General features: G+C 66.7%; 21 protein-coding genes. 12 read left to right on the plus strand and 9 right to left on the minus strand.

Annotated features, from left to right (window positions below; translation table 11 throughout):
* Positions 1-53: 53 nt before the first annotated feature.
* Positions 54-1,307: a cytochrome P450 gene (locus tag ABZ827_RS08865; RefSeq protein ID WP_357234733.1), complete on the minus strand. Its 1,254-nt coding sequence runs from the start codon at positions 1,305-1,307 to the stop codon at positions 54-56.
* A 345-nt stretch (positions 1,308-1,652) separates the two neighbouring features.
* On the opposite strand from ABZ827_RS08865, the gene ABZ827_RS08870 reads away from it, so the two are divergent.
* The 4 genes from ABZ827_RS08870 (at position 1,653) to ABZ827_RS08885 (ending at position 6,538) form a co-directional block, all read left to right on the plus strand.
* Positions 1,653-2,510: a family 43 glycosylhydrolase gene (locus tag ABZ827_RS08870; RefSeq protein ID WP_357234734.1), complete on the plus strand. Its 858-nt coding sequence runs from the start codon at positions 1,653-1,655 to the stop codon at positions 2,508-2,510.
* Between the two features lie 122 nt (positions 2,511-2,632).
* Positions 2,633-4,045: an L-fucose/L-arabinose isomerase family protein gene (locus tag ABZ827_RS08875; RefSeq protein WP_357234737.1), complete on the plus strand. Its 1,413-nt coding sequence runs from the start codon at positions 2,633-2,635 to the stop codon at positions 4,043-4,045.
* Positions 4,046-4,047: 2 nt separating this feature from the next.
* On the plus strand, positions 4,048-5,529 hold the full coding sequence (locus ABZ827_RS08880; RefSeq protein ID WP_357235888.1) for an FGGY-family carbohydrate kinase: 1,482 nt from the start codon (positions 4,048-4,050) through the stop codon (positions 5,527-5,529).
* Entirely contained in the window at positions 5,522-6,538 is a 1,017-nt protein-coding gene (locus ABZ827_RS08885; RefSeq protein WP_357234740.1) for a glycoside hydrolase family 172 protein, read from the plus strand. Before ABZ827_RS08880 ends, ABZ827_RS08885 begins: the two co-directional genes overlap by 8 nt.
* Positions 6,539-6,593: 55 nt before the next feature.
* Here the strand turns inward: ABZ827_RS08885 and ABZ827_RS08890 are convergent, their stop codons facing one another.
* The 3 genes from ABZ827_RS08890 to ABZ827_RS08900 form a co-directional block, all read right to left on the minus strand.
* Positions 6,594-7,445 (minus strand): carbohydrate ABC transporter permease, encoded by an 852-nt coding sequence (locus tag ABZ827_RS08890; protein ID WP_357234743.1) that lies wholly within the window; start codon positions 7,443-7,445, stop codon positions 6,594-6,596.
* The gene (locus ABZ827_RS08895; RefSeq protein WP_357234746.1) at positions 7,446-8,363 is read right to left on the minus strand and encodes a sugar ABC transporter permease; all 918 of its coding nucleotides are present in this window, start codon (positions 8,361-8,363) and stop codon (positions 7,446-7,448) included. It abuts the gene before it with no gap.
* Positions 8,364-8,484: 121 nt separating this feature from the next.
* Positions 8,485-9,807: a sugar ABC transporter substrate-binding protein gene (locus tag ABZ827_RS08900; RefSeq protein ID WP_357234748.1), complete on the minus strand. Its 1,323-nt coding sequence runs from the start codon at positions 9,805-9,807 to the stop codon at positions 8,485-8,487.
* A gap of 570 nt (positions 9,808-10,377) precedes the next feature.
* On the opposite strand from ABZ827_RS08900, the gene ABZ827_RS08905 reads away from it, so the two are divergent.
* Positions 10,378-10,707 carry a hypothetical protein gene (locus ABZ827_RS08905; protein ID WP_357234750.1) on the plus strand — a complete coding sequence of 110 codons (330 nt, stop codon included), beginning with the start codon at positions 10,378-10,380 and terminating at the stop codon, positions 10,705-10,707.
* A gap of 75 nt (positions 10,708-10,782) precedes the next feature.
* Here ABZ827_RS08905 and ABZ827_RS08910 read toward each other — a convergent pair whose 3' ends face one another.
* On the minus strand, positions 10,783-11,784 hold the full coding sequence (locus ABZ827_RS08910) for an AraC family transcriptional regulator (protein ID WP_357234752.1): 1,002 nt from the start codon (positions 11,782-11,784) through the stop codon (positions 10,783-10,785).
* 263 nt (positions 11,785-12,047) lie between these two features.
* Between ABZ827_RS08910 and ABZ827_RS08915 the strand changes: the two genes are divergently transcribed.
* The gene (locus tag ABZ827_RS08915; protein ID WP_357234754.1) at positions 12,048-12,608 is read left to right on the plus strand and encodes a cupin domain-containing protein; all 561 of its coding nucleotides are present in this window, start codon (positions 12,048-12,050) and stop codon (positions 12,606-12,608) included.
* A 108-nt stretch (positions 12,609-12,716) separates the two neighbouring features.
* A complete protein-coding gene (locus ABZ827_RS08920; RefSeq protein ID WP_357234756.1) occupies positions 12,717-13,166 on the plus strand; it encodes a hypothetical protein in 450 nt (149 codons plus the stop codon).
* Positions 13,167-13,328: 162 nt separating this feature from the next.
* On the opposite strand, the gene ABZ827_RS08925 is transcribed toward ABZ827_RS08920, so the two are convergent.
* From ABZ827_RS08925 to ABZ827_RS08940, 4 genes are all read right to left on the minus strand, one after another.
* Positions 13,329-14,219: a class I SAM-dependent methyltransferase gene (locus tag ABZ827_RS08925; protein WP_357235889.1), complete on the minus strand. Its 891-nt coding sequence runs from the start codon at positions 14,217-14,219 to the stop codon at positions 13,329-13,331.
* Between the two features lie 341 nt (positions 14,220-14,560).
* Positions 14,561-15,412: a CoA ester lyase gene (locus ABZ827_RS08930; protein ID WP_357234759.1), complete on the minus strand. Its 852-nt coding sequence runs from the start codon at positions 15,410-15,412 to the stop codon at positions 14,561-14,563.
* A gap of 43 nt (positions 15,413-15,455) precedes the next feature.
* Positions 15,456-16,646, minus strand: a complete 1,191-nt coding sequence (locus ABZ827_RS08935; protein ID WP_357234761.1) for an MFS transporter — start codon at positions 16,644-16,646, stop codon at positions 15,456-15,458.
* Between the two features lie 7 nt (positions 16,647-16,653).
* Entirely contained in the window at positions 16,654-17,358 is a 705-nt protein-coding gene (locus ABZ827_RS08940) for a GntR family transcriptional regulator (protein WP_357234764.1), read from the minus strand.
* A 182-nt stretch (positions 17,359-17,540) separates the two neighbouring features.
* Between ABZ827_RS08940 and ABZ827_RS08945 the strand changes: the two genes are divergently transcribed.
* The 5 genes from ABZ827_RS08945 to ABZ827_RS08965 all read left to right on the plus strand — a co-directional run bounded on the left by ABZ827_RS08945 (position 17,541) and on the right by ABZ827_RS08965 (position 24,807).
* The gene (locus ABZ827_RS08945) at positions 17,541-18,905 is read left to right on the plus strand and encodes an MmgE/PrpD family protein (protein ID WP_357234767.1); all 1,365 of its coding nucleotides are present in this window, start codon (positions 17,541-17,543) and stop codon (positions 18,903-18,905) included.
* Positions 18,906-18,931: 26 nt separating this feature from the next.
* A complete protein-coding gene (locus ABZ827_RS08950; RefSeq protein ID WP_357234770.1) occupies positions 18,932-20,086 on the plus strand; it encodes an acyl-CoA dehydrogenase family protein in 1,155 nt (384 codons plus the stop codon).
* Entirely contained in the window at positions 20,083-21,480 is a 1,398-nt protein-coding gene (locus tag ABZ827_RS08955) for an MmgE/PrpD family protein (RefSeq protein WP_357234773.1), read from the plus strand. The genes ABZ827_RS08950 and ABZ827_RS08955 overlap by 4 nt, the downstream gene beginning before the upstream one ends.
* Positions 21,477-23,594 (plus strand): acetate--CoA ligase family protein, encoded by a 2,118-nt coding sequence (locus tag ABZ827_RS08960; RefSeq protein ID WP_357234776.1) that lies wholly within the window; start codon positions 21,477-21,479, stop codon positions 23,592-23,594. Before ABZ827_RS08955 ends, ABZ827_RS08960 begins: the two co-directional genes overlap by 4 nt.
* A gap of 94 nt (positions 23,595-23,688) precedes the next feature.
* Positions 23,689-24,807, plus strand: coding sequence for an ABC transporter ATP-binding protein (locus ABZ827_RS08965; protein ID WP_357235891.1), 1,119 nt, complete (start codon positions 23,689-23,691; stop codon positions 24,805-24,807).

Consider the following 24,807-nt stretch of genomic DNA (forward strand, 5'->3'; position numbering starts at 1 on the left):
CCTGAAATGGCCTCGGTGCCATAGGTTTAGAACAGAATTCGTGACGTCCGGGGTCAGACCGACAGAGAGTAGCGGTCCACGTCGGCGCTGGATACGGGATGGGATTCAGTGGGTGCGGCCAGTCGAACCGGCAGGCTGGTCAAACCATGGATCAGGAGGCTTTTTCGCCACGTCAGATCGCTGAATTCCCCGTCGAGCGATATATCCGGGAACTTGGCCAGCAGTCGCGAGATGGCGGTGGTGGCCTCCATGCGGGCCAGGGCGGCGCCGAGACAGTGATGGATGCCGTGCCCGAAGGCGATGTGGCGGCCCCCGGGTCTGTCGAGGTCGATCCGGTCCGGGTCGGCGAAGCGCGCCGGGTCGCGGTTGGCGGCGGCGAGTGAGATCAGGATGAATTCGCCCGCGTCGATATCCGTACCGCCCAGGGTGATCGGGGCGGTGGTGTAGCGAGCCGTCGCCACGTGCAACGACCCGTGACAGCGCAGGATCTCCTCGAGGTAGGCGGGTATCGCTTCGGGTTCGGTGCGTAGCCGCTCGGCCGATGCCGGATCGCGTAGCAGCTCCAGTATCGAATTGCCGATGAGGTTGACGGTGGTCTCGTGCCCGGCTATCAGCAGCAGGAGCAGCATGGCGATGAGTTCGTGGTCGTCCAGGCGGTCTTCGTGGTCTTTCGCGATGATCAGTTGGGATAGCAGGTCGTCGCGGGGGTCGTCGGTGCGTGTGGCGATCAATTTCGTCAGGTAGGTCAAGTAGCTGACCCCGGCCGCGGAGCGTTCCTCGATCGTGGCCGAGTCGCTGACGACGACGGCGGTCCACGAGCGGAAATCGTCCTTGTCCTCGTCGGGGACTCCGAGCAGTTCGCAGATCACCGCGGTCGGCAGCCGGAACGCGTAGCTGTCGATGAGGTCGACGGTCGTTCGCGCGCTGATATCGTCGAGCAGGGTGTCGGCGATCGAGGTGATTCTCGGCTGGAGATCGCGGATGGCGGGACCGGTGAATGCCTTGGCCACGAGACGGCGTAGCCGGGTGTGCTGTGGCGGATCGGCGAACAACATGTTGTCGCTGATGGCGGTGTCGAACATTTCGGCTGCGCCGTTTTTGGCCAGCACAGCCTGCCCCTCGGGCGACCCGATGCGTTTGCTGATGGTCGGCTCCGCGAAGGCCTGCTTGGCTACGTCATGATCGACGATCAGCCAGCCGAGTACACCGTCCAATCGAATTCGGTGCAGGGGACCGCGCTCACGCAGCGTCCGGTAGGTCGCGTGCGGATCTTGGTAGAAGTCGTCGGTCAGCTCGAGGATTCCCATCGCGCCGGTCACCGCCGACCGTCGGGCGAAAAGGTGGCCGAGCTCGAATCCATGTAGTGCACAGTCCCTCAGTCCTTTCGGCGAACGATCTGATCTTGCGCGCGATGCCGTCCGGAACGAAGTTGTCGATCAGGAGTGCATCAGCGAGAGGTCGAGCAGTTTCGATCGGGTGAACCAGGAAGCCCCTTCACGGACTAGCCCTGGTCGCTGTCCGCTAAACCTCCCACTGTGTGATGCAGTCATGTCCAAGTGCCTCGGCGAGTTCGATACGGTTCGGCGAACGCGACTGTGAGGAGACGGTGTCAGATGATCGAGCCCGAGAGCGAATTTCGAGGAGGAGGTGTGATGAGCGTCCGGGCCGAGCGTTTCCGCACAATCTACGACCCGAGCGCCGGCGAAGCGCAGCGATGGTACATAAACGACCACACTGTCATTCGTGACGAATCCGGCCGCTGGCACCTGTTCGGTATCACCCATAGCGAACCGGCGGATCCGTTCGACGAAATCGAGTTCGCTCACGCGAGCGCCGACGACCTGCACGGCCCGTGGACCAAACACCGTTCGGCGCTGGTTGTGGACCGCGAGCGCGGCGAGACGCATCTATGGGCGCCGTATGTGATCCGCGCCGACGGGCGCTACCACATGTTCTACGCGGGCGGCGGCGATGACCGCACCGCGGCGATGATCTGCGTGGCCACTTCCGATGATCTGTTCGAGTGGACCCGCGAACCGGCCGGGCCGGTCTTTCGTGACGGGTACGACGCCCGCGATCCCATGGTCGCCCGGATCGACGACCGCTGGGTGATGTACTACGCCGCGACGAGTTCGCCGTCGGGCGGCAACTATGTGGTCGCGTACCGCACAAGTACCGACTTGCGCACCTGGAGCGAGCGGCGGATCGCGTTCACCGACCCCACCTCGGGTACCGAGGCCGGTAACACCGAGTCGCCTTTCGTGCTGTGCCACAACGGTTCCTGGTATCTGTTCATCGGACCGCGACCCGCTTACGTCGGGACTGACGTGTTCCGCAGCGACGATCCCTACCATTTCCGGATCGAGGACCGTGTCGGCCATATCGCGGCGCATGCCGCCGAGGTGATCGACGACGGCGGGCTGTGGATCACCAGTTGCGGCTGGGGACAGGGCGGCGTATCACTGGCAGCCCTCGAGATCGGGAGAACTCCACCGGAAACCGCTCCCTGAGTGATATCTCTAGTGGTGCGAGCGCGGCCCGGAGGCGGCAGCCTGCGTCACCACGGAGGACCGTGCGAACACCGCCATCGGGTACAGCGAGTCCGACCGTTCGTCTCTTGGAGGGATCCGGCGTGGCACGTATCGGTGTAATCAGTATTTCCGACGGACGCGACTATGTGCACGACGGCATAGCCGAGTTCATCCGTACCAGCGAAGACCGGCTCGTCGCCGAACTCACCTCCGCCGGACACGAGGTGGTTCGTGGTTCCGCACCGGTCAGTGCCAACACTCTCGCCGTTTCGGTGGCGCGCGAAGTCGCGTCGGCCGGAGTGGACCTGACCGTGCTGCACTACGCAGTGTGGGCGTTCCCGCACTTCACGATGCTCGTCCAGGGAGCCACGCCGGGAGCGTTGCTGCTGCTGTCCAATATCGACCCGGTACAGCCCGGAATGGTCGGAATGCTGGCGGCCGGGGGAGCGCTGGATCAGATCGGTCGCGCGCATACCCGCCTGTGGGGCGATCCGGCCGACCCGGATCTGATCGAGAAGATCGGTGTCCAGGCAGTGGCGGCCTCGGCGGTGTCGAACCTCCGTGGCTCGACGTTCGGCCGGTTCGGCGGCCGGCCGATGGGGATGAACACCGCTGTCGCGAACACCGATCAGTGGCAGCGTGTTTTCGGTGTCGACGTCGAGGAGATCGACCAGTGGGAGATCGTGCGCCGCGCCGAACTGGCCGATGCCGCGGAGGTTTCGAAGGCCCGTGCATGGCTGGAGGAGACCACCGCCGGGGTGCACTACGACGGTGACAAACTCACTCCGGAGTTGCTGGAGCGCCAGATCCGTTCCTACCTCGCGGTGCGCGAGCTGATCGAGGAATGGAATATCGATTTCTCGGGTATCAAGGGGCAGCCCGAACTGACCCAGCACTTCGCCACCATGGACGTCACCGAGGCGTTCCTGAACGACCCATATGACTGGAACGGTGCGAAGCCGACGCATGTGTGCGCGACCGAGGCGGATATGGACGGCGCGCTGACCATGCAGCTGCTCAAGCAGATCGCGAAGACACCGGTATTGTTCGCCGACGTCCGGCACTACCACGCGGACCGCGATATCTGGGATCTGTGTAACTCCGGCCAGCACGCAACCTGGTTTGCCGCCCGCAGCGACGATCCGGCGGAGAACTTGTCCCGGGTGCACCTGTTCCCGGAGGTGTTCTTCTTCCCTGCCGGCGGGGCATCCGTGCACCATCTCGCGGCACCGGGGCGGATGACTTTCGGCCGGCTCACCCGTAACGACGGAAGCTACCGAATGCAGTTGATGCTCGGTGACTTCGAAACCTACGACGATGCCACCAACGAAGAATTGATGAACCAGTCGACTCGCGAATGGCCGCATGCGTTCGCCCGTCTGGACGCAGCTGCCGACGATTTCCTGTCCCGGTTCGGCGCCAACCATATCCACGCCGTGCCCGGTGACCATCGCGGGACGGTGCGGGCGGCGTGTGACCTGCTGGGAGTCACCGTGGACGAATTCACCCGGTGACCATGTTCATCGGAATCGATATCGGCACATCCGGTTCCAAGGGTGTTCTGACCGATGCCGACGGCACGATTCTCGCCCGGGCCGAGCGCCCGCACGAGGTATCGATGCCGTACCCGGGATGGGTCGAACACGATGCGGAAACCGTGTGGTGGGCGGATTTCGCCGCCATCGCCCGCGAACTGGTCGATGCGTCCGCGGGCGGGCGGCTGGAGGGCCTCGGGATCAGCGGTATCGGCCCGTGTCTGCTACCCGCCGATGCGGAGGGAAACCCGCTGCGGCCGGCCATCCTGTACGGCGTGGACACCCGGGCAACTGTCGAGATCGGCGAGCTGGGCCACGAATTGGGCCCAGGGGAGGTACTCGAGCGGGCCGGGTCGCCACTGACCAGCCAGGCGGTCGGGCCGAAGCTGCGGTGGCTGGCGCGGCACGAGCCGGAGATCTATGCGCGCACGCGCATGCTGCTCATGGCGAGCTCCTTTCTCGTGCGACGGTTGACCGGGCGCTACGTGCTCGACCATCAGTCGGCGAGTCAGTGCGTGCCCATGTACGACCTGCGCACACGGGAATGGGCGAGCGACTGGTCCGAGCACTGCGCTCCGGGCCTGCCGCTGCCCGAACTCGCCTGGCCCACCGAGGTAGTGGGCCGGGTGACCGCGGAAGGGGCGACCGCTACCGGTCTTCCGGAAGGGCTGCCGGTCACCACCGGCACGGTCGATGCATGGGCCGAGGCCGCCAGCGTCGGAGTGCGCGCTCCCGGCGATGCGATGGTCATGTACGGCACGACGATGTTCCTGGTTCAGATCCTCACCCGGCCGCGTCCGCATCCCGGCCTGTGGGGCACCTGCGGCGCGTGGCCGGACACCTACGCTCTGGCGGCGGGAATGGCCACCTCGGGTGCGGTCACCGAGTGGCTGCGCCGTCTGGTCGGTGGAGAATTCGGTGACCTGATCGCGGAGGCGGGCAAAGTACCGGCGGGTAGCCGGGGGCTGTTGATGCTGCCGTATTTCGCCGGCGAACGAACACCGCTGTTCGATCCCGACGCTCGCGGTGTAATCGCCGGTCTCACCACCAGCCACGGCCGCGACGAGCTGTATCGAGCCGCGCTCGAAGCCACCGGATACGGCGTGCGGCACAACCTGGAGGCCATGTCCGACGCCGGTGGCCGCGCCCGGCGCCTGGTCGCGGTCGGTGGTGGCACCAAAGGCGGCCTGTGGACCCAAATCGTGTCCGACGTGACCGGCCTGCCACAGGAGCTACCGGCGGAGACTGTCGGTGCCTGCCTCGGAAACGCCCTGCTGGCCGCTGAGGCCGCCGGCCTCGACACGTCCGAATGGAACCCGGTGACCACGATCATCGAGCCGGACGCCGAACGACAAGCGATCTACGACCAGTACTACCGGCGCTACCGCGAACTCTACGAATCGACCACGGATATCACGCATTTCCTGGCTACGGAACAACATCGGGCGGCGGACCATGGCTGAACTCTGGCATCTGGACGACGCACGTACACGCTCGATCAGCCCGGAGAACCCGACCGGTGCGGCGGGCGCGGGCGGACGTGCGGACACCGGCACCGGTTCGCGGGCGGCACGTGATCTCGGTGTGGGGTGGAAGGTGTCACCGTCGATCGACCTGGCGGCCGGTGCCACCGCGACACTGGCCGACGTTTCCGGACCGGGAGTGATCCGGCACTTCTGGCTGACCACCGACCGCTCGGTGCTGCGCCGGTTGACGCTGAGCTGCACCTGGGACGACGAGTCGCAGCCGTCGATCGACGTGCCGCTGGGCGATTTCTTCTGCAACGGCTGGGACGAGCTGGCGCTGGTGAGTTCGGAGATGGTAGTGGTCGCGCCCGCGGGCGGACTGAACAGCTACTGGCCCATGCCGTTTCGTGAACGCGCACATATCGTCCTGCGCAACCCGACCGATCGATCGGTACCGGTCTACTATCAGCTCACCTACGACGAGACCGAGGTGGGCGAGTACGCCGGCTACCTGCACTGCCGGCGGCGACAGAGCAATCCGCTGGGCACACCGGCGGTGCACACCGTCGTCGACGGTATCCGCGGCCGCGGCCGCTACGTCGGTACCTATCTGGCGATCGCACCGAATGCGACGGGTTGGTGGGGCGAGGGGGAGATCAAGTTCCATCTCGACGGAGACGCCGAGTTCCCGACGATCTGCGGTACCGGTACCGAGGACTATTTCGGCGGCGCGTGGAACTTCGACCTCGACGGCGCCTATCACGAGTATTCCAGCCCGTATCTGGGCCTGCACCAAGTACTTCCGCGTGACGAGATCTATACGCCGCGACAGCGATTCGGAATGTATCGGTGGCATGTGCGTGACCCGATCCGATTCCACCGGGAGCTGCGTGTCACGCTGCAGGCGCTGGGCTGGCAGGACGAGGAACGAGAGGCGCGGTATCTACCGTTGGCCGAAGCCGATATCGCCACCACCGCATGGTGGTACCAGGACAGGGGACCGTAATGCGCGCGCCCGCCACTACTGCCGCGAGAAATGACGTACGGCGACCGAGCTCGTATCACCGGCCACCGAGCCCGGACATCGCGATGCCGCGGACGAAAGATTTCTGCGCGAACGCGTAGATCACCAGCATCGGCAGCAACATCAGGATGGAGGTCGCCATGAGGATCGGCCAGTTCGTTTCGTACTGACCTTGCAAGCGGACCAATCCCAGTGTCAGCGTGGAGATCTCGTCGCGCTGGATCATCACCAGCGGCCAGAGGAAGTCGTTCCACACCGTCACCCAGGTGAGTACCGCGAGCACCATCACCGCCGGTCTCGCATGGGGTAGCAGAACCCGCCAGTACGTCTGCCACACCGAGCATCCGTCGAGGATGGCGGCCTCCTCCAATTCGGCCGGCAAGGTGATGAAGAACTGCCGCATCAAGTAGGTTCCGAACGCGCTGCCGAACAGCCCGGGCACGATCATGGCCAGGGGACTGTCCACCCAGCCGAAGGTGCGCATGAGGATGAACTGGGGAATGACCGTGACGGTCGTAGGCACCATCAAGGTGGCGAGATAGGCGACGAACAGGACATTGCGCCCTGTGAACGGCAACCGGGCAAAGGCATATCCGGCCAGTGAACAGAAGAACACCTGGCCCGCGGTGACACAGCCGGCGTAGAGCACGGTGTTGAAGAAGATCCGCCAGAACGGCATCAGGTCGAAGATATCGCGGTAGTTCGACCATGCCGGATGGGTCGGGACGATGCTGGTATCGGAGATGTCACCCTGCTTTTTCAACGAACTCGACAGTGCCCACAGCAGCGGAAACAGTGCACACCATGCCATCGCGACGAGCACGAGATACAGCAGTGCCCCGCGCACGGTACGGCGGATAACGGCACGATTCGCGGTCGCGGTCGCCACCTAGGCCTCGCCTTCGTAGGTATTGCGGCGGGTGAATCGCATTTGCAGCAGCGTCAGTGCCAGCAGGATCGCGAATATCACCCAGGCGAGTGCGCACGCGTATCCGATATCGCCGAAGGAGAAGGCATTCTGGTACAGCATTATCCCGAGCACGTAGGTGCCGGTTTCGGGACCCCCCTTGCCGCCGGTGAGGACGTACGCCTGATCGAACACCTGGAACGAGTTGATGACCGTGATGACGAACGCGAACGAGAGCGCGGGCCGGATCAGCGGCACGGTGATCGACCGGAACTGCCGGAACGTACCGGCGCCGTCGATACGGGCGGATTCGTAGACATCGGCCGGTATGCCCTGCATGGCGGCGAGTAGAACGATGGTGGCGAAGGGGACGCTCTTCCACACACTGACCAGGCACAAGGAGACCATCGACCAGCCGGGGTGCGTGAGCCACGGGACGGGACCGATACCGACCCATCCGAGGGCGGTGTTGAACACGCCGTAGTCGGTGCTGAAGGTGAGCCGCCAGACCACCGCCATCGCCACGGTCGAGGCGACCAGCGGCATGAACAGGATGCTGCGAAAGATGCCGATGCCCGTGAGCCTCCGGTTCAGGGCCGCGGCGACGGTGAGACCGATGACGATGGTCGGGATCAGCGTGCCGACGGTGAAGATCACCGTATTGCGCAGGGCCACCCAGAACAGTGGGTCGTGCGCGAAGAGCCGGCGGAAGTTACCGACGCCGATGAACGTCGGCGAACTGAACAGATCCCAACTGTGCAGGCTCAGGTACAACGTGAAAACCAGCGGGAACGCCATGAACACCGCAACCGCGATGAGGTTGGGGGCGATGAATATTCGTCCCGCGGCGGCCTTGCGCCGGCGCAGCGCGGAGGGGCGCGGTATGCCGAGCGTCGTCATACCGCATCCTGTGACTTGTGGCCGGCGCGGCGATCCACTGCGCGATTATCGCTCACTGTGCCCGGTGTTCTGCGGGACACCCGCACCCGGTCGGCCCAGCGAGCCGCTACGCCATTGTCGCTCACTGTGCCTCCAGCAGGTCGTTGATCTGTCCGGCAAGGCCTTGTTTGAACCATTCCGCGGGGGCGGCCCCGCGGAACACGCGGTCGTATCCCTGTTCGATCACCGCCTCGACGCGCGGCCACGCCGGCGTGACCGGCAGGTTGTTCGCATGGTCGCCGCCGGCGAAGACCTCGAGATTGTGCACCTTCGTATGTGCCCGCGCGAACTCGCCGGAGGCGAGCGCCGATTTCAATGCGGGGACGAACAGTCCTGATTCGGCGATGACCGCCTGACCGACCGGTCCGGTGGCGAATTTGACGAATTCCCAGGCTTGTTCTTTGCGTGGGCTGTCGGCTGCGATCGAGAGCCCGGTGGTACCGATATCGGATCGAGCGGCGGTACCGCGCGGCCCGACCGGTAGCACCGTGACGTCGAAGTCGAGGTCTTCCTGGCTGGTGTAGGTGCTGTACATCCAGTGCCCGGACAGCGCCATCGCGGCCTTGCCCTGGGCGAACATATCGGACGACGAGAGCGACTGCTGATATTCGATTTTCGGCATCACCTGATGCCGGGTGGACAGGTCCGTGTAGAACTGCACGCCCTCGATGAAGGCGTCGTCGTCGATATTGGTGCGGGCCGGGCCGATGGAGGGGGTGAACCATTCGACGCCGTTGTTCATGCCGAAGCAACTGGCGGAGTAGTAGGTGGTCCAGGGATCCACGAACCCCCACTGGGTGATATCGCCGGAGCTGTCCCGTTTGGTCAGTGCGCGTGCGGTGTAAAGGAATTCGTCGAAACTCCAGGAGTCTTCCCACCGTGCTGGTGGTGGTGGCAGTCTGGCGTCGGCGAAATGCTTCTTGTTGTAGTACAGGAAGATACCGGCCCACTGCTCGGGCAGTGCGTACTGAGCGTTCCGGAAGCGGAAGGTGTTGTACAGGGCCGTCGAGCTGTCCTTCCGCAGCTCGGCCGCGTACGCCGGGTCTTTGTTCAGGATCGTGTCGAGGTTCTCGAAGATGCCGCGTTCGGCGAGGAAGGAGTAGGACAGCTCCCACGACATCAGCACGTCCGGGCAGGTATCGCCCGCACAGTAGGTCAGGATCTGTGTCTGCGGATCGGGACCGGACATCTGGGTCCGGATCTTGATGTCCGGATACCGCTTACGGAACTCGTCGACGATCTTCAGCCGGACCTTCGCCTCGTCGGGTTTGGCCTGGAAGAAGAAGGTGAGTGCGTCGTCGTCGTTGGTACCGCACCCGGTCATCGAGGACGCTGCCGCTGCCGCTCCGGCCGCGACGGTGCCCCGCAGTAGCGTGCGCCGGTCGAACCTCCGAGTCGATCGCACCCGCGCCTCCGTCCGGCTGCAATAGGCGAACTTCTTGCTAGAAGAACGTAATACCGCAGTGGTGGATTCGTCTGGAGAACCGGCATGTGGATCTCGCCGACTGCCACTTCGGTGACTGTCCGGCTGGATCGGTCGACTCGGTAGCCGAGGGCGAGGACGCCCTCGCCGGCCGCGGTAGTCGCCGGCGCGCCGGGGCTGTACGACTCGGCCGACCGCGAAATCTATGAGTTGGCTAGTAAATGCATTGTCGTTCAATGATATTGGATCATGGCTGGGATTTCGGCCGTGTGGATTTCGTCGAATTGCTTGTATAGGTACGTTATAAGGCATTTGCGGTAAGGCTGAGATTCTTCGATAACCCTCCGTTCACCTGGTAATTTCCTGATTTTCTAGCGGTTCGATCGGTCCTTCGTCGCGGCTTCTCGACGAATCCGGGAATCACCGGCCGGCTTGGCGCCATTTCCCCCTGGTGATAATTCTTTATCTTGCATCCTTGCGCAGATCCTGAGAGGGTTCGCAATCGGTTCGGCCGGTACCGGCGCCGACCGGGAATGGATGAGAAGGGTATTCATGCGTAACAACGTGGCAAGGCTGCTGGCGGCTGCGGCGGTGATCGTCGCACCGATCGGATTCAGCGTCGGGGCCGCTACCCCGGCCTCGGCCGATGACGCTCACGAGGGGAGTGCGGGATGTGTCAACTACAAGTACTTCAACGGCAACTTCTCCGACACGGTCTACTACAACGCGCACTGCGAGGTATCGCAGAGCCTGATCATCCTGCGTGATGACAGCAGCAGGGAGGGCTGTCGCGAGAAGATCGAAGTAGTTATCGGCGCGAGTGAGAAGGGCAGCAAGGAAGTCGATTGCGGGACGGTCACCGGCGTCCGGCTGAACAACTGATCGCGAACCGCGATCGCGGCTTCCGATCGGGAGCCCTCGACCCGGCGGGATTCGCCGGGTCGAGGGTCGCGGGGTTCAGCCCGCGCCGGTGATGATCGGCGGAATTCCGGGTCCCGATCGCGGTGATTCGAGCGGTGCTTCGCGAAGCTGGCTCGGGGTCGCGTCGAAGCGGCGGCGAAAGGCCTTGTTGAAGCTGCTGGCGGAGCCGAAACCGAGGTCCGAGGCGATATCGGCGATGCTGGATCGCTGGTAGGCGGGGCTGCGGAGGCGGTCGCGGGCCAGTTGGAGGCGTTCTTCGCGGATGATTTCGCTCGGGGTGGTTCCTGTTGCACGCAACGCCAGTTGGATTTGACGCAGTGACCAGCCGAGGGCCGCGGCTACGCGGGTGCCGGTGAGGTCAGGGTCGGCGGCATGGTTCTGGATGTAACGGCGTGCGGCCGTCGCGATGGCGGTGAGCTGGGTGGGGGAGGTCGGCGGTTCGCCGAGAATCTGCATGCACAGCAGATCCACCAGCCGCTCCGAGACGCTGTCGAACTGGCGGTCGGTGAGTTCGGCGGATTCGGTATACATACCGCCGATCAGCCCGGCCGTCACGCGCCCGAGCCCCTTCGTGAGATCGAGCGGGCCGGTGGGTGGCGCGGCTCGGTTGAGACGATGCCGCAGCTCCGCCCGCGGAATGGTGATGATCACCCCGCGCGAGCTGTCCGACATCGAAACCGAGAACGGCTGGTCGATGGCCATCAGGCACATCGTGCCGGTGAGCAACTCGCCTCGAGCTTCCTCGGAGCCGAACGTCAGCCGCCCGGCGAACGGGACGATCAGCCGATAGTCGTCGTCGGGGTCGGCGCGGATGAGCTTCTGGTCGCGCAGGTAGGTTACGGCGTCCGATTCCCAGCTGACCAGCTGGTATGCGTTCGTCCGTCGTAGTCGTGTGTGCCCGCGGAAATCGGTGCGATCGGCGAACCGGTAGCCCAGCCGGCAGTGGTACATGTTGATCAGATGGGTCCAGTAGTCGGCGCGCTCGCGTGGAGCCACCGCGTTTGTCGTGGCCGAATCGGCAGCAGCTGGTTGGTCCATGAATACCGTCTCCCGGCTCGGCGATCTTCGGTGGCCTGGGGCACCATCTCGAGTTCAGCAGTCTACGGCGCGAACGCCGCCGATCACACCCCGTTGCGCACCGCGGCCTCGCGAGTTCTGCGCGCTCGGACAAGGCTCGTGCGTTTCGAGACAAGTGAGTGCGCGAGCACGGTGGTTACAGTCCGAACATCGGGTGCCCGGATCGGCGAGTTGCGGTCGGTGCCGACCCGAATTGGCTGGTTGTGGACGTAATGAGGAGTCACATGCGCAGAATCGTGGTCGGCGACGACGGGAACGGACATGGGCGGGTACTGGCGGAGGAGGACATAGAGCCGCTCACCATGGCGTTGCTGCCCGGTGCCGAGATGCATCGGGTGTGGGAGCTCGATGCGTTACCCGATCTGCCGGTCGACAAGATGCCGCCACGAACCGATACGAGCTATTTCCCCGGACCCGGCGGGGTGCGTTTCGGATTCATCTCCGTACCTCCCGGGTTGACCTACGAGCCCGACGGTGATCTGAGCGAGGAAGAGATGGCCGTCGTCGCCGAGGAAGCGGAGGCGAAGCTGCCCGGGATGATGGCGGCGTTCGACCCCGCGGCCCCCGGCATGCACCGCACCGACAGCGTCGATTTCGTCTTCGTGGTCAGCGGTCGAGGCCGAATGCGCCTCGGTGACGGGGTCGATGTCGCGCTGCGGGCGGGCGATTGTGTGATCCAGAACGGCACACCCCACGCGTGGTTCAACGACGGTTCGGAGGAGCCGTTCGTCTTCGGGTACACCCTCTGCGGCGTCGCCGCCCGCGACGCGTCGGCGAAACAATGATTCGACCCCGGTAGCGGAGGTACCTGGATGAGGCTCACCGGAAGTTGTTGGCCCTGCTTCGAATACATGCTGGTGTCCCCCGGCCCGTGCGCCGTTGTTGACGAACCCGTGGCCGTGGGGACGTGGTCGACGTTCGTCGATTGCATGGTGTTGCGGATGGTCGTCGAGCCGGGCGACCAGCCGTTGACCGACGAAGCCGTGCACGCGATCCGGTACCTGCGTGTGGCGAGTGATGCGGCCGATATCGTTCTCGTCGGCACCCCGCACTTCCTCACCCCGGGTGTGCGGGACACGCCGGCCCCCGATGAGCTGGACATCCTCACCCACGTCGCGGACACCCTCGACGTGCTGTCGAATTTCGCCGAGCGACTGGAGGAATACGGGGAACGCGTCCACCTGATTCCGTTCGGCTGGAATGTCGCCATATCCGCGATCGGTGAACCGCACCGCACGCCGTATTCGCCGTTGCCCGGCCTCCGTTCGGCCGGCGTGACGCTCGCGGAGTCGGTTCACGAGCAGGAGGCAATACCGGTGGCGTCCGGTCTGGCCGGACGCTAGCTCGAGTTTTCACCTCTGAGCTGCTGTTTTGTGCCTCGGGTGTCATGGGTGAAGCCCTTGGTCGATCATGTCCTCTTGCACCGCCCGCCCGGCTCGGTCCTACCGGCTACCGCCTGCGCGTGACGCCCCGTTCTGGCCTCCCTCGAATTATTTGCGGGATTCTCAGCTGCTCGCCCGTAGCATGCGGCTGGCACGCAGTGCCTGGAGTGGTTCGCCCTCGAATTCCGCGGATCCGTCGAGATACCCGGTGATGAGGTCCGTGGCTGGAAGGTCCTCGATGTCGGTGAAGCCGAGTGCGCGCAACTGTGCGGCGATCTCGTCAGGAGTGAAGAAGCTGAACCAGGGTTCGCCGACAGCCGCCCCTCGGGTCGCGCGCGCCCGCAGCCGTGCACGATCCTCGTCGGTGTCACCCGTTTGCAGGTAGTCGAAGACCACCTCGACTGGCTCGGATTGGCCGGCGATGTATTCGAGGGTGTTGCGAACGGCGTCCTGAGTCAGGTAGAAGACGACACCGAGCCACACGAATACGGCCGGTTCGGACCGGTCGAATCCGGCGGCCGCCAAGCGTGTGGCCAGTGTGTCGGTTTCGAAGTCGACCGGCACGAAAGTCAATCGATCGGGCAGGTCGATACCGGATGCGGTGAGGCGTTGGTGTTTCCACGCTTGGGTCGCGGGATGGTCGACCTCGAATACACGCAGGTCAGGATATGGGTTGCGGTAGGCGAAAGTGTCCAGGCCGGCGCCGAGGATCACGACCTGGCGCACGCCGGCGGCGACGGCCTCGGCCACACGATCCTCGGCGAAACGGGCACGAGCGGCGAAGAACAGGCGGCGCGGCCGATCACCGACAGCCAGCCGCAGGATTCCCGGGCCGGCATCGCTACCGGGAGGATCCGCCGCGGGCCGGCCCAATTCGGCCAGCTCATCCGCTGTGACACCCAGTAGACGTGCCGCCAGCGGATCGGTGAGAATCCTCGGCCGATCGGCGATTTGATGATAGGCACGGGCGTAGGCAGTCGCGAGCGCTGTCCGGCTGGGCCCCTCATTGTCCATACCCGAGACGCTACTCATGAACGCGACGCGAGAACCGAGAGTTCGGACACATCAGCTGTGAGTACCGGGGCACCGAACCGGCGCTCGTCACCTGTCGTTCAACCCGGCTCGGTCACGATCGGTGGGCCTCGGGGCCGGTCGCAGTGATTCGAGGAACAGCACGATCATCGCGGCGACGGAGCGGTACGCCGCACCCCAGGGCGGCCCCGGCGATCACCTACACCTGGACCGGTTCCGGTGTCGTGATGAGCGAGCCGCTCCCGCCGGAGGTCACCCAGCAGCACCGCTAGTTCACATACCCGCGGCGGGACCGCCCTGCCCAGGTGGTCTACATCGGCGACCTACTGCTCACCGACCTGCGCGAGGACTCGGCGTGCCGCGACGGCGACCGCTTCGTCGAGCATCTGCCCATCCAGTTGGACAGCCCCGGTGCCGTGTGCGTGGGCCTCGGCGAGTGCGTCGAGGACCCGCCTGGCCTCTTGTACCGCGCTTTCGGTGGGAGTGAAGGCCTGCATCGTCATTTCGACCTGCCCGGGGTGGATCACCCATTTGCCGTCGAAGCCGAGCGTGGCCGTCCACTCACACGCCTGCCGGAACTGTTCGTCGGCGGCGATACCGAGATGCGGGCCGTCGATCGCGGCGATACCCGCCGCGCGGGCAGCGATGAGCACGCGGTCCTGGATTGCCAGCCAATGCTCCGGTCTCGCGGATCGTGACCGGCCCAGTGCCGCACCGAGGTCGGCGTAACCGATGATCACGGCCTCGAGCCGGGAAGCGGTGGCGATCTCGTCGAGATTCTGTATCCCGAGCGGAGTTTCGACGAGTGCCTGCACGCCGATTCCGGTTCCGGCCAGAGCGCGATCGACACGTATCAGGTCCTGGGCCGATTCGGTTTTGGGCAGCACGATGCTCGCGAGTGCGGGTAGCCCGGCGCAGGCGGCGAGGTCGTCACGCGCCCAGGGGGTGGTCAGCCCGTTGACGCGCACCGATACGAGACCGTTCGCCCGCGGCGTCTCGCGCAGCAGTCGCCGCACCAGATCTCGCGCCGGTTTCTTGTCCGCAGGGGTCACCGCGTCCTCGAGGTCGAGGATTACCTCGTCCGCGGCCGATGCCAGCGCCTTGCGTGCCTTCCGTTCATCGGAGCCGGGCGCGACGAGAACCGTGCGTCGCCGCCGGGGGGAGTGCTGGTGCACTGCGGATCTCCTTCGTTGTCAGCAGCTGTGGGGCACGAATTGTTCATCCGCCGTCCGGCCATACTTCGCGGGTGACCGAGTGGGTCAGCAGTCCGGACGAGATCAGCAGCAGACCGCTGGCATGGAAGATGGCGCCGACCCCGATCAAGCCGGAGAGGCTACCGGCGACCACCGGCACCGTGACCTGGCCGATCCGGTTGCCGGCCAGCCGGACGGCGAGCGCGGCGGCCCGGTTGCGGGAATCGGCGATCAGGGTCACCCAGGACATGGTGAGCGGCTGGCCGACACCCCAGAAGAACCCCATCAGCAGCATGGCGAGCATGAGCGGGACCACTGCCGAAGTGAACGGGACGAGCGCCATCGGCACCCCCGAGGCGAGGGTGGCGGATACGAGCAGCCACCGTCGCGGCACGCGCCGGAGCAGTATCGGCATGGTCGCGCGGGAGAGGACGGAGGTGACGGTCCGTGCGGTGAGCAGGGCGGTGACCGTGGCGACGCTGAGCCCCATTTCCTCACCCAGGACGGGCATATACGCCATCAGGAGATCCATGGCCGTGAGCACGGTCAGGCTGGAGTAGATCGCCGGTTTCATCCCCGGCGTGGCGAGCAGCCGGAAGGTGGACTGCTGCCCGCCGGCCGCGTCGGAGCGGCTGACCCGGGTGGAGTCGCCGGGCGCGAACAGAAACGCGAAGGGTACGGCCGCGAGGGCGATCGCGGCCATCACCAGCAGCGCGGGGCCGGTACTGACGGAACCCGAGTCGGGTGTGGTCAGGGTGGCCACCAGACCGGCGATCGGGAAGCCGAGGAGCTGCCCGACGGAGACGCTAAGGGTGAGATGGCCGAAGCGCGGGTCCATCTCCTCGGGTGCGGACCAGAGCGCCACCATGCTCTGGCAGGCCACGGTGTGCAGCATCTGGGCGAGTCCCAGCAGTGCACTGGCCACCCCGAGCATGAACACCTCGGAGCTCACGGCCGCGAGTGCGACAGCGGCCACGGTGAGGGTCAGGCCCAGTCGGAGAGCCGGTACTGCCAGGCCGCGGTCGACGGCGCGTCCGATCCGCAGCGCGACGAGCAGCGGCAGGAGGGCGAACGCCGCGGTGACGATGCCCACGGCGAGTCCGTCTCCGCCCAGTGCCAGGACCCGGTAGGAGATCAGCGTGCGGACGCCACTGAGGACGGTATGGGACAGGAGCGAGGCGGCCGTGACGGCAAGGAACCAGGTCGGGCGTAACAAGACAGGGTCAGCGTTCGGACTCGGTGGCCGCCGAAGCGCCTTCGGCTCCTTCGGCTCGGAGGTCCGTATCGGTCTGGCGCAGTTCCCAGGCGTGCAGGACGTGGTCGCGCATGGCGGAGCGGGCAGCGGGCCCGTCGCGTCGCTCGAGCGCCGCCAGGATCAGGTCGTGATCCTGGTCCAGCGCGTGGCAGAAGGATTTGACGCCCCACAGAGTGACCGACGGGGTGAACCGCTCCCACAGGTGCCGGACCGAATCGACCACCGCGGCCGAGGTGGAGGCGTAGATGGAGAAGTGCAGCTCGCGGTTGAGTATGGAGAGCCGGGCGGGATCCTCCCCGGCGGCCGTCGCGCTCACCAGGGCCTCGTTGGCTCGCAGGACCGCCTGAAAGCCTTCGTCGGTCATCCGTTCGGCGGCGATCTCGCAGGCGAGACCCTCGAGTTCGGCACGCATCCGGTAGAGATCCTGGGCCATCTGTGGTGTGAAATCGCGGACGGTGGCGCCCCGGTGGCTCGTGTAGTCGACGGCGCCGTCGGCGGCGAGGATCCGGAGCGCCTCACGTACGGGGGTGGGGCTCACGCCGTATCGCTTGGCGATGGCGGTCTGGCGGAGCTGATCGCCCGGGTTGATGACGCCTGAATCCATATCGGCCCGCAGGCGTTCCAGCACGTAGGCCGTGCGGCTCTGCGGCAGGGGTGCGTTGGTCTGGGTCAATGCGGTCGGCTCCTGATCGGACTCGGTCGTCTCGCGCCCAGCGCGCGGCGTATCGCCGGCCGGCTGGGGCCTCAGATTAGCACGAAATATTCGATAGATCAGAAAAAAGATTCTATAGAACATATTGACCAACATCCGTTCCTCTGTCAGGGTTATGACCTGGCTCACGTGACTGAGCTCACGTGACACAGATCGCAACGCTTCAGGAGGTACCGGTGGCCGAAGTCCGCAACCGGCGATGGACAGAGCTGGCCGAACGCGACCGCGAACAGCTTCGGCTGCTGCTCGTCGACGCTCTCGCACTCGCCGCGGCGGGTACGGCGTCGCGGGACGCCCGGCGCGTCCTCGCCGGCCTCCGCGCGGTGGGCGGTGGCGAGGTCCGGGTCCCGTGGACCGACCTGCGGCTTTCCGCCCCGACGGCTGTGGCGGCGACCTCCACACTCATCCACGCCTGGGATTTCGACGACACGCACGACGAAGCGGTGGTGCATACCGCGAGCGTCGTGGTGCCCACCGTGCTGGCGGCCGCGGCCACCGCCGGCGCGACCGGTGCGACCGTCGCGGACGGACTGGTCACCGGCGTCCACCTTCTCTCCCGGCTGGCCCGGGTGACCGGCCCCCGGCCCGGCGTGATCCGCACCGCGGGTCTCGGCTCCCTCGCGGCCGCGGCGGCCGCCGCCACCGTCTGGGGGCTTCCCGACGACCGGGTGGAGCACGCTGTCGCGCTCTCGCTGGGTGCGGCGCTGGCGCCCGGCACCCGTCAGGCCGTGGTCGACGGTTCGGTCGCCAAGCGGATCCAGCCCGGACTCTCGGCGCAGTTCGGTATCACCGCCGCCGCCCTGGCCGCCCAGGGCGTAGAGGGACCGGGCGGGTGGCTCTCGGGTGAGTACGGGATCGCACCGGGCTCCGGTGTGTGCTGGGACGACCTCTTCTCGGGCGACTTCGAAGGCCGCTGGGTCGCGCTGAAGCCCTACCCCGCGTGCCGCTACACCCATGCCGCACTCGCCGCCGCGGAGAACCTGCGTGAGCGGCATCCGCGCTGGAACGAGGTGGAGCAGGTGCGGGTGCATGTACCGGAAGGGCCGGCGTATTCGCTGGTCGCCCGGCCTTACCGGGACCGCGGCACACCACTGGTGGACGCGCAATTCTCCATCCCGTGGCAGCTCGCGGCGCTCTGGGTCACCGGACGCTACGACCTGACCACCCTGCACGGCGACGACCTCGGTAGCCCCGATATCGCTGCCGCGACCGCCCGGATCACCGTCGAACAGGACCTACCGGAGAGCTCGGTGATGTCCGGCGCGCGCGTCGAGCTCCGGACGACCGACGGCTCCCTCGCCGTCGCCGAGGCGCCGATGCCCGGCGCCGAAGGCACGACCTGGCAGGTAGTCGCGCGCAAGGCCGACTCCTGCCTGCGGGTCGCCTCGCACGACGACCCCGCCCGCGCGGCCGCCGAGATCCGGCAGCTGGCCGACCGGTTGCCCGAACTCGACACCACTTCTCTGGCGGCCGCCCTCGACCGCTGCACTGCCGCACTCCGACCGTAACGAGAGAGACGATAGGAACCCCCTAGATGGATTTCAGCCTCACCCCCGAACAGAACGCCCTCGTGGAGTCGGTGACCAAACTCGCCCAGCGCGAGTTCGGCGAACGCGCTTTCACCCGCACCGAGTTCGCCTGGGACAGCCTCGAAGTACTGGCCGAGAACGATCTCACCGGCCTCACGCTGCCCGTCGAACTCGGGGGACAGGGTGCGTCACTGCTGGATGCCGTCCTTGTGATGATGGCGATCACCAAGGTCTGCCCGCACAGCGCCGACGCGCTGCAGGCGAGCAATTTCGGTGCCATCCGCCAGGTGGCCAATTTCGGGTCCGACTACGTGAAGGCCGAGGTGCTCCCACAATTCCTCGCCGGGAAAGCACTGGTGACGGCTGGGATGAGCGAACCGGAGGCCGGGAGCGCGCTGACCGATCTGCGTACCAGCGCGCGGTTCGAGGGCGACCACGTCGTGCTCAACGGCCAGAAATGCTGGAACTCGCACGGGCCGGATGCCACGCATTCGGTGGTCTGGTGCCGCTTCGGCCCGAGCTCCCGGGATATCGGGGCGGTGCTGGTCCCGTTCGATTCGCCGGGGTTCAGCCGGGGCAAGCGGGAGTACCACATGTCGGGGGAATCGCACTGCCAGCTGTTCTTCGACGAGTGCAAGGTGCCCAAGGAATACGTCCTGGCCGACAGCGGGGCGCTGAAGAAGATGCTCTCCGTCTTCGGGGTGGAGCGGATGGGTAACGCGTCGCGGGCGCTCGCACTCGCCGAGAAGGCGTACGACATGGCGGTCGAGCACGCGTCGGTACGTACCCAGTTCGGGAAGAACCTCTGCGAGTTCCAGGGTCTGCAGTGGAAATTCGCCGATATGAAGGTCGAGCTGGACGCCGCGAAGATGCTGCTGATGCGCGCCGTGGCCAATGCCGACGCCGGTACCCCGGATTCGACCGAGGCGGCGATCGCGAAACTGCACGCCAACCGCACCGCCTTCGCCGTCGCCAATGACGCCGTGCAGGTTTTCGGTGCGAGCGGCTACTCCCAGGAGTTCCCGCTGGAGTACATCGTCCGGCGTACGCGCGGCTGGATGATCGCGGGCGGCTCGGTCGAGGTCCTGAAGAACACCATCGCCCAGTCGATCTTCGGGCGTCGCTTCGATCAGCGCGCCGGTGCGGCGGTGGCCCGATGAGCACAACCGAACGGGCACGGACAGTGACCCCCTTGGACGGGGCCACCGATGCCCTCGTCGCCTGGGTGGTAGATTCCGCCACCGCCGAACTGCCCGCGGCTGTCGAACATCATGTCCGGCGCCTGCTGGTCGACTATATGGCGGCCGTGGTGCCCGGATCGGCCACCGGCGTCGCGCGCGCGGTCGCCGGTCACGTCGCGGCGACCTACGGCGGGGACCGGGCCACCGCGGTCGGACTGGGCCGGGTCTCCGCGCCGGGCGCCGCACTGCTCAACGGGACCAGCTGCCACAGCCTCGAGGTGGACGACGGCTACACACCGGGTTCCGTACACCCCAGCAGCGTCGGTTTCCCGGCGGTGCTCGCGGCGGCGCAGGCGCTGGGCAGCGATACCGCGACCACCACGCGGGCCCTGGCAGTGGCGCTCGAGGCGATATCGCGACTCGCCGCCGCCGGCCATCCGACGACCTGGCGCAACCATTTCCACAACACGCCGCTGGCGGGTGTCATCGGAGCCACCTGCGGGGTCGCCGTGCTGCACGGGCTGGACGCCGGCCGCGTCCACGACGCCCTCGGTATCGCCGCCTCGCACGCCGGCGGCCTCTTCGCCTTCCTCGGCAAATCGGCCGAGGTGAAGCGGGTGCACCCGGGAAAGGCCGCCCGTGACGCCATCGCCTCGGTAGAGCTCGCGGCGGCCGGGGTCACCGGTCCGCGCTCCATCCTGGAGACGCCGCACGGTTATGTGGACGCGTTCGCCGCCGGTGGTTTCGACGCCGGCGTCCTGCTCGACGGGCTGGGTCGCGACTGGGTGGTCCTGAATTCCTACGTCAAGCCCTACCCGTCGTGCCGGCACCTGCACGGTCCGCTCGACGCGGTGCTGGCGTTGCGCACCGAGCACGGGATCGGCCTCGACGACGTCGCCGGAGCGACCGTGCGGACCTATACGGTCGCTTCCCACCACGCGGCGACCGTCGTGGACTCCCTCCTCGACGCCCAGATGAGCATCCCGTTCGCGCTCGCCACCGCGCTGGCCCACGACGAGGTCGGCCTCACCGAGTTCGGCGACCAGGCACGCCGGGATCCCCGGATTCGCGATTTCGCCACCCGCGTCGAGGTGCTGGCCGACGAGCAGTCGGACCGGGAGTACCCGCGGTTGCGTCCGGCCTCGGTGGAGCTGCGGCTGAACGACGGACGGGTCGTATCGCACCGGGTGGATCTGCCCTACGGCGAACCCGGCAACCCGGTGACCGACGACGAGATGACGGCCAAATTCGTCCGCCTCGCCGCGCCCGTGCTCGGGGCCGAGGCCGCCGAGGAGCTGGCCGCCGACCTGTGGGCGTTCGAGTCCCTCGATGTCATCGCCCGTGTCGACCAGTACGTGAGGAAGCAGTCATGACTCAGCTGACCGACCAGCCGGTCGCGGCGCGATTGCCGGAGGGGGCGGACCTCGGCCGGGCCATGCTGGCCCCGCGCTCCGTGGCGATCATCGGCGCGTCCGACGACATCCGCAAAACCACCGCACGACCCCTGCGGTTCCTGCGCCGGCAGGGCTTCACCGGCAACGTCTACCCGGTCAACCCGCGCCGGGAGACAGTGCTCGGCGAGCGGGCCTGGGCCGATATCGCCTCCCTCCCGGAGGTGCCCGACCACGTTTTCATCGTGGCCGACACCCGGCTGGTCGTGCCGGCGGTCCGGGACTGTGGCCGGGCGGGCGTCCCGCTCGTCACCGTGCTGTCCGGCGGCTTCGGCGAATCCGCCGAGGGCGCCGAGCGACTGCGTGAACTGCTGGCGGTGGCCGCGGAATACGGCGTGCGCGTGATCGGTCCCAACAGCATCGGCGTGGTCAACCCGCGCAACGGGTTGATGCTCACGGCCAACGCGGCCTTCGCCGAGGAAGGTATTCCGGCCGGGTCGTCTTTCGTGGCCTCCCAGTCCGGCAGTGTCATCGGCGCGCTGATGACCCGGGCAAAGGCCCGCGGCCTGGGTTTCTCCGGGTTCGTCTCCACCGGTTCCGAGGTCGACCTGACGCTCGGGGAGATCTGTGCGGCGACCCTCGACGATCCCGAGGTCGGCTCGTACACCCTCTTCATGGAGTCGCTGGAGAACGCGGCGGCCCTCGGCGCCTTCGCGGTCGAGGCCGCAGCCCGCCGGAAACCCGTCACCGTCTACAAACTCGGGCGCAGCGACGCCGCCGCCGCACTCGCGGTCTCCCATACGGGTGCTCTCTCCGGCGAGGACGACGAGGCCGACGCGTTCTTCCGGGCCTGCGGGTTCGCCCGGGTCGACAACTTCGAGGCGCTGTTCGAGACCGAGGCGCTCCAGCGTCGGGTGGGCCCGCCCACCGCGGCGGACGGGCACCGCGTCGCCGTCATCACCTCCACCGGGGGTGGCGCGGCGATCCTGGTGGACCAGCTGGAGACCCTGGGCGTCACGGTCACCCGGCCGAGTCGCACGGTTTTCGACCGGCTCGCCGAACTGGGACTCGACGTGGCCGAGAACCTGATCGTCGACCTCACACTCGCCGGCACCCGGCACGATCTGGTCGACGGATCGCTGCAGGTGCTGCGGGCCAGTGGCGAGTTCGACCTCGTGCTCTTCGTCATCGGCTCCTCGGCGCGGCTCAACCCCGAGCTCGCGGTGAGCGCGATCGCCGAACACGCCGAGGGCCCGGTCCCGGTCGCGGCCTGGGCTCTTCCGGACGCGCTGGAATCGGTCCGGCGTCTGCACGAGGCGGGTGTTCCGGCGTTCCGTACCGCGGAGGCGTGCGCGCAGGCCGTGGCTGCGACCCTGGGCCGCCGACCGGTGGACCCGGCGATCCTTCGTGGCCGGCGGACCGAACTCCCGGCGGGTGGTCGTGCCCTCGACGAGGCATCCTCGGCCGAGGTCCTCGCATCCCTCGGTGTGCGTTTCCCGATGACGACTACGTGCGGTACGGACGGTGTACCCGAGACCGAACCGCGATTCCCGGTGGTGGTCAAGGCGCTCTCCGAGCGGTTGCCGCACAAGTCCGAGGCCGGGGCGGTGGTTCTGGGGGTCCGGGATCGGGCGGGGTTGCGGGACGCGATTTCGGCCATTGTGGCCGGTGTCGAGGCCTACGACGCTACGGTGACCCTCGACCGGTTCCTCGTGCAGGAGATGGTCGAGGAGACGGTGTTCGAAGCGCTGGTCGGCTACCGGGTGAGTCCGGCCGTCGGACCTCTGGTCCTGCTGGCCGCGGGCGGCGTCTACACCGAGATCTACGAGGATTCGTCGCTGCGATTGGCGCCGGTCACCGTGGAGCAGGCGCGCGAGATGGTCGAGGAGGTCAAGGCGACGGCGATCGCTCGTGGTTTCCGTGGCGGCCCCGAAGGCGATCTCGACGCCCTGGTGGAGGCCGTGGTGCGCGTTTCCCAGTTGGCGCGGGAACGACCCGATGTGGTCGAGGCGGAGATCAACCCCGTCGCGGTGCAGCCGCGCGGCCGGGGCGTGGTCGCCCTCGACGCGCTCGTCCGTCTGTCCCAGGAGAAGTGAGACCGATCGTGCTCGAACCCAGCTTCCGCCCCCGGCCCGCCGCCGGCCGGCGATTCTGCCCCAGATTCCATCCCCGCAGGAGCCAGTGATCACCATGGACGTGCGCATCGACGACCTCTCGCTCACCTTCGGCGAGTTCACCGCCGTCAGTCATCTCGACCTACACATCCAGGACGGTGAGTCCCTGGTGCTGCTCGGGCAGTCCGGGTGCGGCAAAACCAGCACCATGCGCTGCGTCGCGGGCCTGGAAGATCCCAGCGGCGGCACGATCACCATCGGCGGCACGAAGGTCTTCGACGCCGGGCGCAAGGTCAATCTCGCCCCGAACAAGCGCAATGTCGGCCTGGTTTTCCAGTCCTACGCCGTATGGCCCCATATGACCGTGCTCGACAATGTGGCCTTCCCACTCGAGATGAAGAAGCGTCCGAAGGCCGAACGGCGGGCCAAGGCACTGGAGACCCTCGAGCTGGTCGGACTGGCGCATCTCGCCGAGCGCGGCGCGAGCATGCTGTCCGGCGGGCAGATGCAGCGGGTCGCGCTGGCCCGCAGTCTCGCGATGGAGCCGGCGGTGATGCTGCTCGACGAACCCCTCTCCAACCTGGACGCCCGGTTGCGTGAGGACCTGCGGGTCGAACTGCGCCGGCTCCAGCTGGAACTCGGCCTCACCTGTATCTATGTCACCCATGACCAGGGTGAGGCGCTGGCGCTGGCGGATCGGATCGCGATCATGCAGGACGGCCGGATCTCCCAGCTGGCCGACCCGTGGGACACCTACCGGGCGCCCGCGTCGGCTTCCATCGCCGCATTTCTCGGTGTCTCCAATATCTTCCCGGTCCGGCCGCCTGCGCAGCGGTCCGACCGGCTCCGGCTCCGGGAGCACGATCTGGAGATCGCCTTCGGTACCGAGCTACCGGACGATACCGGCGACCTGAGCGTGTGCCTGCGCCCCGAGCATGTGCGCCTCGACTCGGCCGACGGCCGGGAGCCGGGGCAGCGGCCGAACACCTGGCTCGGGAAGGTCGAGATCAGCGTCTTCCAGGGGTCGTTCGCCCGGTGCTCGGTCCGGCTCGACGCCGGTCCGGTGATCGAGGTACAGAGCCATGAGGAGGCGGCCGGTCTGCTCCGCAAGGACGACCGCGTCATGGTCGAGGTCGATCCCAAACATGTCCGGGTGCTGCCCGGTGAGGTGCGCACTCCCGGAGAGGAATCCTGA

This window comes from Nocardia sp. NPDC019395, from assembly GCF_040632335.1.
GTDB lineage: Bacteria > Actinomycetota > Actinomycetes > Mycobacteriales > Mycobacteriaceae > Nocardia.